The following is a 10,235-nucleotide window of genomic DNA, read 5'->3' on the forward strand; positions in this document are numbered from 1 at the left end:
GCATTTTATCTGCGGGCAGGTTATTTAATTTAATGATCAATGTGTTTTTTGTTCCCTCTTTCCTTAGAAGCCAAAAAAACCTATAATAAGAACAATAATTTATTATCGCATGAACATAATACCTTTTAAAAAAAGAGATTGAACATGTCTGACTGGATTCATATTGATAAAGATCCAAAACATATTGCCAGGGAAAAACTGAAGGCGCAGGAGATGCGAAAAACGCAATGGTGGCTAAACAAAATATCGCGGGGAATATGTCATTATTGCCAGAAAACATTCTCCCCCGATAAGCTTACTATGGACCATGTAGTGCCGCTTTCAAGGGGTGGTAGAAGCACAAAGGGGAATATCGTCCCGTGTTGTAAGGAATGTAATAATAAGAAAAAGTACTTAACACCGGCTGAAATTGTATTGAATAAATTGAAACAACAGAATGCCTCACCGCAAGGGGATATGGCATAGCCAGAAACAAACAAGGAAACAGTCTCCAATCCTCAGTCCTCAATCTGCAATTTGCCGACTGTAGATTGCCGATTGCCGACTGCTACAGAGTCCACAATGTACTTTCATGTCTGAATTTTGCAATGTGGCAAAGCCTTCTGTTTATTGAGAATTTTCAAAAAACTACCTTATTACGTATATTGTCAGATGCTGACGCCAAACGTTTACTCCCAACAAAAAAAACCGGAATTGCTCTCCCCTGCCGGTGATATGGAATGTTTTTTTGCCGCCGTTGAAAATGGCGCTGACGCCATTTATGTTGGCTTAAAAGACTTCAGCGCCCGTGCAAGCGCGGGCAATTTTTCCATCGACGACGTCAGCAAGGCCATTGCCTACGCCCGCAAAATGTCCGTCAGGGTCTACGTCGCCATTAATACCCTGATTAAAACCCACGAATTGGAAAAGGTCGTGGAATATCTTATCGCACTTGATGAATTACGGCCAGATGCTTTGATTATTCAGGATTTGGGGCTTCTTTTCCTCATACAATCTCAATTCCCTCAATTTACCCTTCACGCCAGTACGCAAATGACTATTCATAATCTTGCCGGGGTAAAACAGATGGAAAGAATGGGGTTTAAGCGAGTCGTCTTGTCCAGAGAATTGTCGGAGGATGAGATTAAAAATATTGCACTAAATTCCAACATGGAGATTGAGGTATTTGTCCATGGGGCATTGTGTTATTCCTATTCAGGGTTATGTTTATTTAGCAGTGTAATGGGCGGACGGAGCGGGAACCGGGGCCGTTGCGCACAGCCATGCAGGATGTATTATAAATCCCCGCAGGGTGAAGGCGGGTATCTTTTTTCTATGAAAGACCTCCGTACTCTAACCCATGTAAACAGGTTAATGGCGGCAGGGATTCGCTCATTTAAGATTGAAGGCCGCATGAAATCGGCTGAATACGTTGCCGCAACGACGCATGTCTATCGTCAGGCAATTGATGGCACGCTTGAAGATATGGACAACGCCATTCATCTCATGAATACCGTATTTAGCCGGGAAACAACTCACTCATACCTGTTTGAAGAAACGTATCAACAAGGTAAAAAAAATAGCAATAACAAATATGCACCACGCCCGGAAAATGCCCCTCCCTTATCTCCTCCTTCGCAAGGAGGGGAGGTTATAAAATCCCCAAAATTCGTACAGGATATTGAACGATTCTCCAATAATAAACAAGTCAAGGCTTCAGACGTGATCAATCCATTCTATCCTGCAAATATAGGCGCTTATGCGGGTGAGGTAATAAAACAGGGAAAGGGTTGCATTACCGTTCGGGCAGATGCTGAAATCGGTGTAAGGGATTTATTACAGGTATTTGATAATGGTGCAAAGGAACCCGCCTTGTTACCTGTAAGGAATATCAGGGTCAATGGGAAGAGGGTGTTTGGTATAAAGGCAGGTGATATTGCCATGATCGACACAGAACGGCAATATCAACCTGGGGCAGGGGCAAGGCTGTACTTGCTCTCTTCGCAAAAGACCAAAGAATATTTTGCGCCAAAAGTACCGAAAAAATCAGAGGCTTCCAGGACGCCCGTGGATTTGGAAATCAAAATAAAGCCTGACTGCATAGGCATAAAGGGCACGACAAGGTATTTCTCGTTTCCCATGAATTTTTCGGTAAAACTGGAAAAGGGCATTCACAGGACAACGGAAAGGGAACAGGTAAAGGAGTGTTTTTCCCGCCTGGGCGAGACGCCCTTTGAGCTGAAAGATATTCATACGGAAATTTGCGGTGAATTATTTGTTCCGCTCAGCGTGTTAAATGAAATCCGAAGGGAGTATTTCCGCATATTTTGTGAAGAATGGCACAAGGACAGGGATCGCAGGTGTGAAAGCATAAAGAAGTGGGTGAAGGGGGCGTGGCATGAATTTACTCATCCGGTGTGCGGGAATCTCGGCAGGCTACAGAAGGGGTTGCCGGTGATGAATGTGAGGAATAATGTAGCGGCGAAAGATGTTTCTGCCGGAGGAATAAGGCTATCTCTGAAGGTTGATAAACCAGACTATTTGAACTACATACCACTGGAGACGGTTCACAAGATATATATTGTCCTTACAGATGAAACGATCGGGGATCTCCTGACGCAGCAAAGCAACAATCAAACATCCCTTAACAAAAGGGGATTAAGTGCGTTGTTATCCTCTTATGTAGAAAATAATGAAAATATCTCTCCGTCGAAAGGAAGAGACAAGGTTATTTTCTCATTACCCGCCATTATGAGGGATACTGGGATCGGATACATGACTTACGGGTATTGTAAGAAGGCCGTACAGAAGTTGATCTCACAGGGGTTTAGGCAATTCCATATCTCCAATGCCGGAGCAATTGAGTTGTTTGAAGACGCAGAGGCACAATTGTATGCCGATTACCCTTTCTATTGCCTGAATCCGCTTTCTGCAATGAAACTGTGGGAGTGGGGATTCTGCAGATATACGCTCTCTCCGGAAGATGACAAAGAGAATCTGGGAAATCTGTTTTCTCCCCATGCGGAGTTGATTATTTATCAGGATACCCCGCTCTTTACCTCAGAGACCTGCATTTGGGCAAACATGAAAAGGGAGTGTCCGGGAAAGAATCGGTGCGGTTTCAGTCAAATGACACTGGAAAATGAATATGGCGACCGCTTTACGGCCATAAATGAGGATTGCAGGACAGTAGTGATTGGACAAAAACCATTTTCCCTTATTCAGTACATTCCAAAACTTATTGATGGAGGTCAAAGGGACTTCAGGGTTGACTTATGTTATAAGGATTATACGCCTGAAATGGTGCAGGATATATTTTCAAAAATTCAAACCATGGGTAAGGTAAATAATTCCGTGATGGGAAATTTTGAAAGGGGACTGCTGTAGCATTCAGGCTGCCAGGCCGACCCCCGACTTCTTGGCAAAATATTTAAAGGTGAAATACGAAACGCTAAATTTCAATCCTCCCCCCTACCCCCTCCAAAGGGGGAGAATGTCCCTCGCTGGCGGGAGTGCAGGGGGTGGTTGTCCCCCTTTGGAGGGGGGTAAGGGGGGAGGATTTTGGAATTTGTTTCGGATTTCGTACTTCGAGTTTCGTATTTTTTATTTCTCGCTTGTTTGGTCATGGCTATGCCAGTTTAGGAATTTCTATTGCGCTTATGGGGTTTCACCCATGGCTATATGCTTTCTGTCCTTCAGGTCTATGGTATTTCCCCTATCCAGCCAATCCCCTTCTGTCTTAGAATCCTGACGCCGTCGCCCGATGATTTTAAACCGGCCGATTCCATATCAGAGTCAACCATAATTTGAGCAAGCTCGTGAAATGTAACCCTCGGCGCCCAGTTTAATTTTTTTTTTGCCTTCGTTATATCGGCGCATAAAAAGTCTACTTCTGTAGGTCTGAAGTATCTGGGATCGATTTCAACAAGGACGTCGCCGGTTTTCAGGGAGGAGGTTGAGGATAAGGCGGAGGTTAAGGAGTGAACGACGCCTTTTTCTTCGGCGCCTTTTCCCTTCCATTCCAACTCAACCCCGGCAAGTTTGAAGGCAATTTCGACAAATTCTCTTACCGAGTGGCTTTCGCCGGTACCTATCACATAATCATCCGGTCTCTCCTGTTGAAGTATTAACCATTGGCACACTACATATTCCGGGGCAAAACCCCAGTCCCTTCTTGCCGACAAATTACCCAAATACAATCTCTTTTGCTTTCCGGCAACGATGTTTGCCACTGCCCGCGTTATCTTTCTTGTTACAAAAGTCTCGCCTCTTCTGGGTGATTCGTGGTTAAAGAGGATTCCATTACAGGCAAACATATTGTATCCTTCCCTATAGTTAACTGTCATCCAGTAGGCATAGACCTTGGCTGCAGCATAGGGGCTTCTTGGCCTGAAATGTGTTTCCTCATTTTGAGGCGGAAGGGCGTCTCCGAACATCTCGCTACTACTTGCCTGATACACTTTGGTTTTAATGCCGCTTCTCCTTACTGCCTCTAACAACCTTGTTGCGCCCAAGCCACTAATATCCCCCGTAGATTCAGGCATATCAAAGCTAACGCGTACATGGCTTTGCGCTGCCAGGTGATATACTTCATCAGGCTGGATATTATAGATGAGGTTTGTTATTTGTCCCGAATCGGAAAGGTCTCCGTAATGCAAAAAAAGCCGTGCATCTGGGTCATGGGGGTCCCGGTAGAGGTGATCAATCCTGCCTGTGTTAAAAGTACTGGACCTGCGAATAAGTCCGTGAGTTTCATAGCCCCTGGAAAGGAGAAATTCAGCAAGATAGGAGCCGTCTTGCCCGGTAATTCCGGTTATTAAAGCCTTTTTCATAATATTTTCAGATATTTTAAATAGTAAAAATGTAAGATTAAAATTAAAGTTGTGGTTAAGGTTGAGATAATGCCATTTGTATTACCTTGACTTGCAAGAAGCCCTTACTTATAATTTATTTCACTTATGCAACCGCAATGAACAACCTGTACATAAAATACGACTCATTGGTAAAGAGAAACCGTATAAATATTTTTAATGGCATGCCGTTTTTTGCCGCGCACCCCGGATTCTGGTTTTTTTTAATCTGTGTAATCGTTCGACTGAGCTCACGACGAAGTCTGTGTAATCTGTGGTTCCCCTTTCGTATTTCTTGCTTTTTTATTTCCCCTTAACAGACACTCTCATTTAAAAAAAATGGATGAACTAAACGCTCCGAATTCACTGCCTGTTTTTGCAAAAAACACGCCGCAAACAATACTAAAACCAAGGATAGCACAGTATTGGCTGCTGTTCTTTATCTCCGTGCTTTCCTTTTTTTTAAGCTGCCGGTGGCACGGAATCCACTCGACCTTTGGACTTTGTCTGTTATCATTTGGCAGTATTCTTTTTTGTTATGCAGTGCTCACCATTTGCATTTCAAAATATTATGTTGCCCAAAACGGTTTATTCCTCAGACAAGGGCCTTTTTCAATCCGTCTTAAAAAAATAGACTATAACGACATTAACAAAATACTCATACACCAGGGCGCTATTCAAAAACGCCTCCGGGTTGGCACTCTCAAAATTTTCACAAATACCCTTACGTATACGCTGAAAGGCATTAAAAACCCCCATCAAATAAGGGAACTTATTACCCGGGAAAGGGTTTCCTATAATGAAAGGCGTTCTTTGATGAAAAACATCCTTTCGTAAGGTAAGGTTAAAAACGCTCGTTCCCACTCAAGCCGGAGCTTGGTAATAAGCGCGAAATATTTTGGATTTGTTTTGAATTTTATGCTTTGTAATTAGAATTTGTTTCGTCATTTGTCTTTGGTCAATCGTAGGAACACGGAGCACCATGTCCCTACGATTTTTTTTAATCTGTGCAATCTGTGTAATCTGTGGTTCCCGTATTTCTTGCTTTTTTATTTCCCCTTCCCAAACAGCATAACCCTCACCGTTTTTAACAATACGACACTATCCAGCAGAAAGGACATGTTTTTTATGTAGTACAGATCGTATTGTAGTTTTTCTTCTGTTTGTTCAATGGTAGACGCATAGGGATATTTCACCTGCGCCCATCCGCTTAATCCTGGTTTCACGGCAAGCCGCTGGGAATAAAACGGTATGTTTTTTTCGAATTCTTTTATGAATATTTCCCTTTCCGGACGCGGGCCAACCAGACTCATATCACCCTTAATCACATTCAACAATTGCGGAACCTCGTCCAGCCGCCATTTTCTCAGAAGCCTTCCCACCTTTGTAATCCTGTGATCATTGTCCGCAGCATAAACAGCCCCTGTCTGTGATTCTGCATCGGCTACCATCGTCCGGAATTTAATAATGGTAAACCTCCCGGCGTCTTTTCCCATCCGTTCCTGCGTATAAAAAACACTTCCCCGTGAAGTAGTTTTTATCAAAACGGCAGTTATCGCCATCACAGGCATTAATATGATAAATAATAGTAAGGAAATAACGGCCTCTAAAACAGGTTTAATAAATTTTCCGTATAATTTTGGCTTGCTGATAACGACATGCAGCATCCACATGTCATTAATATGTTTAAACGGTATCTTGCCGGTCAGTTGTTCATATATTGTAGGCATATCGATTACGTCCACGCCGTTCCACGAGCAATGGATCAACATTTTAATCAAATCCGCATGTTTTTCATGTGTTATGGCAGAGATAACAGTATCGATATTCTGCTGCCGAATGACCTTGTTTATAACAGACCGGCCTCCCAAAACTGGTACCCCGCATATTTGCGTGTTTAACTTCTCCGGATCATCGTCAATAAACCCCGCCACTTTTATTCCCGCTTTTTTTGCCTTTTTAATCTCACCCAAAATTGTGCTTCCCGCCCAGCCGGCGCCTATAATAAGCGCCCTCCTGTTAAAAAGCGGCTGCTCTATTATATAGCTGTATAGCATTCTCCAGCCCGTTATAAAGACAATAATGAGCGCTCCATTGATGAAGAAAACGCCCCTTCCTATCTTCAATGACCCGTTTATGTAAAATATAAACGTCGTTATAACAAAGGCTACCGCCGTTGCGAAAAGGATAGAGATGACAATGCCGATAGATTTGTAGTCCTTACGGGTATCGTATAGATCCGCAAAGGAGAATATTGTTATAAGAACAATGCCGTAAACCGCAAACGACAGTGGATTTCCTTTTACGTAACTTAGCCCGCCGTTAACGCCCAGGCGAACGATTGCAGATAACACTATTGCAAGGTTTACGATGCAGATATCTCCCAGCACCAGCGCTATTTTTCTCTTGGAAACCGGATAATGAATTTTCATTGTTCTCTCTCTTTATCTCATCCAGCCGAGAAATTTTTCAATATCGCTCAAAAAAATCTTCGGATTGCGCATATAGACCGAGCTTCTTGCCTTTGCCCTTTCAAATATGCGGGCGATATTTTTGTTGTAATCATGAAATGTTTCTTTTACTTCCCTTTCAAGGGCAGTGAATTCTTCCTCATCCATCGTATCGCTTCTTTTTTTCACATCCTTTAAATAATAGTCGCTGGGTATACGCAGAAAATATTCTTCATACGTCATATCCCTTTTCACCAGCCCCCTTTCAACGCCGATATCGAACAATTTTGTGCCGGGAAACGGTTCATATACACCCACCGACGCAAAGCTTGGTTTGATTTCATACAGCAGCTTTACGGTCTCTTTTATATCTTCCTTTGTCTCCGTAGGCACACCCATCATGAAATATGCCGTCCAATGTATCCCCGCCTTCCGGAAAAGTTTTGCGGACGCCTTTACCTGCTCCAATGGCACGCCTTTGTCCATAATCTTCAGGATTCTTTCACTGCCGGACTCAACGCCCACCTTAATACTGTTGCATCCTGCTTTTTTCATCGTTTTAAGGAGGGGAAGGTCTACCAAATCAGCCCTCGTGTTGCAGTCCCATTTTACCTTCAGCCCCACTTTTAATAATGCATCACAAAACTCCGCAACCCTTTTTTTGCTAACCGTAAAAGAGTCGTCTTTGAAGGTAAACTGGTGTGTGCCATATCTTTCGTTAACGTATTTTATTTCTTCAATGATATTTGGTATTGAACGATACCTTACCTTCCTTGTCCAGATTTGTGTGGCGCAATAAGAGCAGTTAAACGGACAGCCCCTGCTCCCCATTATCAGCCCCATGTCCTCAGATGTGTAAGTATCTGCCCCCAACAAAGATTCCCTGTCGGGGAAGGGAAGCGTGTCCAGATTATCAATAAATTTTCCCGAACCGTTGCTTGCTTTCCTGCCTTCCCTGTAATAGGAGAGACCTGCTATTTTCCCAAATCCCCCTTCTTTTTTTTCCAGCAAATGAGCCAGTTCCGAAAAAGCGCCTTCGCCTTCCCCGCTGATAACAAAGTCAACATCTCCGGAAATCGTTAATACTTCCTCCGGTTTTAATGTTGCATGGGGGCCGCCAAAAACCACGTTGCATTTTTTATCGTATTTTTTCACCAATGACGCTACGGTAAAAGCAGACGCCGCTTTGGGGGTCATTACGGTAATTCCTACAAGGTCTGGATGGCAGGTTTTCAGTGTTTCCGATAGTTCTTTTATGATGTGATTTTCTGGGTTTTTCAGCTCTTTTAAATAAGCGGCATACATCTCCGGCAATCTCGTATAGTCCATTCCTTTGGAGTCTTTATTGCAGTCGGCGTCATAAATCGTCACATTGTGCCCTGCTTTTTTCAGGGTGGACGCCAGATAGCTCAAACCCAGGGGGAAATACCGGTTGTAATATTGGAAGAACCGGTAAAACGGGGGGTCTATCAAAAGGATATTCATTTCTGCAGCCCCCTGTCCAGGCTTCTGTACTGTGTCGCTTCAGAAATATGTTCCTCTTTTATTGCATCGCTCTCGTCCAGGTCAGCAATGGTGCGGGCAACTTTTAGTATTTTGCTGTGTCCGCGGGCGGAGATGCCCAGTGCTACCATTGCCTGATGCAGCAGCGATTCTGCCTGCTTGTTCAGCACACAATACTTCTTTAGCTGTTTTGAAGTCATATGTGCATTTACCTTTGTTTTTTGTCCATGAAAACGTTCTCTCTGTATCTCTCTTGCACGAACGGTCTTTTCTCTTAATGATTCGGAGGATTGCCCTTCTGCATCCGACAAAAGCTCCCTGTAACTTACCGCCGGTATCTCCAGATGGATATCAATCCTGTCCATCAGAGGCCCGGATACCTTGGAAGAGTATTTTTGTATCTGGTACGAAGTGCAGCGGCATTCCCTTTTCCTGTCGGTATAGTATCCGCACGGGCAGGGGTTCATTGCGCACACCAGCATAAAACTGGCAGGATATGTTACCGAATTCATTGCCCGTGATATGGTAACATCGCCCGTCTCCAGCGGCTGACGAAGCACTTCCAACGTTTTTCTGTCAAACTCGGGAAGTTCGTCCATGAATAAAACACCGTTATGTGAAAGACTGATTTCGCCCGCCCTTGGGGCAGACCCGCCGCCAATCAATCCTGCAGTGCTGATGGTATGGTGGGGCGCCCTGAACGGTCTTGTTGCAATTAAATATTTCTTTGCATCCAGAAGCCCCAGCACGCTGTATATTTTTGTGGTTTCCAACGCCTCCTCAAGGGTAAGCTGAGGCATGATCGTAGGGATACGTTGCACAAGCATTGTTTTCCCCGCCCCCGGCGGTCCAACCAGCAGTACATTATGATTGCCCGCCACCGCGACGGTTAACGCCCGTTTTGCATGCTCCTGACCCTTTATCTCCGCAAAATCAACATCATATCCCGAATGATTCCCGAACATCTTGTCCGGGTCGATCCGGAATTTTTCAGGGACGATTGCCTTTGAAAGGATTCCTGCCGTTTGCTCAAACGTTTCAACCGGCAGAATGTCGATCCCTTCCACTACCGCTGCCTCAGGCGCATTCCCGGAAGGGAGGATCAGTTTTCTTATTCCCAGTTCACGGCATTTCAATGCCATCGGCAGGCAGCCTTTTACCGGACGCACCTTTCCATCCAATGATAATTCACCCACAATGGCATATTCGTGCAGGTCAGATATTTCTAACTGGCCTGTAGCGGCAAGAATCCCCACCGCAATCGGCAGTTCAAAAACAGGCCCTTCCTTTTTTCTGTCCGCAGGCGCAAGGTTTATTACGACATTCCTGGGGAACCGGTAACCGCTGTTATTCAGCGCAGCCTTCACCCTGTCCCGGCTCTCCTTTACCGCAGTATCCGGCAGCCCCACAATAATCGTAGAAGGCATCTCTCCCTTTACGATACATATCTCTA

At 44.3% G+C, this 10,235-nt stretch carries 7 protein-coding genes; 3 read left to right on the top strand and 4 right to left on the bottom strand.

The features are described 5' to 3' along the window. The first annotated feature begins 144 nt into the window (after positions 1-144). Positions 145-465, top strand: coding sequence for an HNH endonuclease (locus ABJL82_RS04375; RefSeq protein WP_347273504.1), 321 nt, complete (start codon positions 145-147; stop codon positions 463-465). Positions 466-651: 186 nt separating this feature from the next. Continuing rightward, positions 652-3,366, top strand: a complete 2,715-nt coding sequence (locus ABJL82_RS04380) for a U32 family peptidase (RefSeq protein ID WP_347273505.1) — start codon at positions 652-654, stop codon at positions 3,364-3,366. Positions 3,367-3,680: 314 nt separating this feature from the next. Here the strand turns inward: ABJL82_RS04380 and gmd are convergent, their stop codons facing one another. Then, positions 3,681-4,811, bottom strand: a complete 1,131-nt coding sequence (gene gmd / locus ABJL82_RS04385) for a GDP-mannose 4,6-dehydratase (RefSeq protein ID WP_347273506.1) — start codon at positions 4,809-4,811, stop codon at positions 3,681-3,683. 357 nt (positions 4,812-5,168) lie between these two features. Between gmd and ABJL82_RS04390 the strand changes: the two genes are divergently transcribed. Beyond that, complete coding sequence (locus tag ABJL82_RS04390; RefSeq protein ID WP_347273507.1) at positions 5,169-5,666, top strand: PH domain-containing protein; 498 nt, start codon at positions 5,169-5,171, stop codon at positions 5,664-5,666. Positions 5,667-5,878: 212 nt separating this feature from the next. On the opposite strand, the gene ABJL82_RS04395 is transcribed toward ABJL82_RS04390, so the two are convergent. The 3 genes from ABJL82_RS04395 to ABJL82_RS04405 all read right to left on the bottom strand — a co-directional run. Further along, entirely contained in the window at positions 5,879-7,261 is a 1,383-nt protein-coding gene (locus ABJL82_RS04395; RefSeq protein ID WP_347273508.1) for a sugar transferase, read from the bottom strand. 12 nt (positions 7,262-7,273) lie between these two features. Continuing rightward, positions 7,274-8,764 carry a radical SAM protein gene (locus ABJL82_RS04400; RefSeq protein WP_347273509.1) on the bottom strand — a complete coding sequence of 497 codons (1,491 nt, stop codon included), beginning with the start codon at positions 8,762-8,764 and terminating at the stop codon, positions 7,274-7,276. After that, positions 8,761-10,235: YifB family Mg chelatase-like AAA ATPase (locus tag ABJL82_RS04405; RefSeq protein WP_347273510.1), on the bottom strand; the 1,475-nt coding region annotated here is incomplete at its 5' end. The genes ABJL82_RS04405 and ABJL82_RS04400, both read right to left, overlap by 4 nt.

This window comes from Candidatus Kuenenia sp. (assembly GCF_039794105.1).
GTDB lineage: Bacteria > Planctomycetota > Brocadiia > Brocadiales > Brocadiaceae > Kuenenia.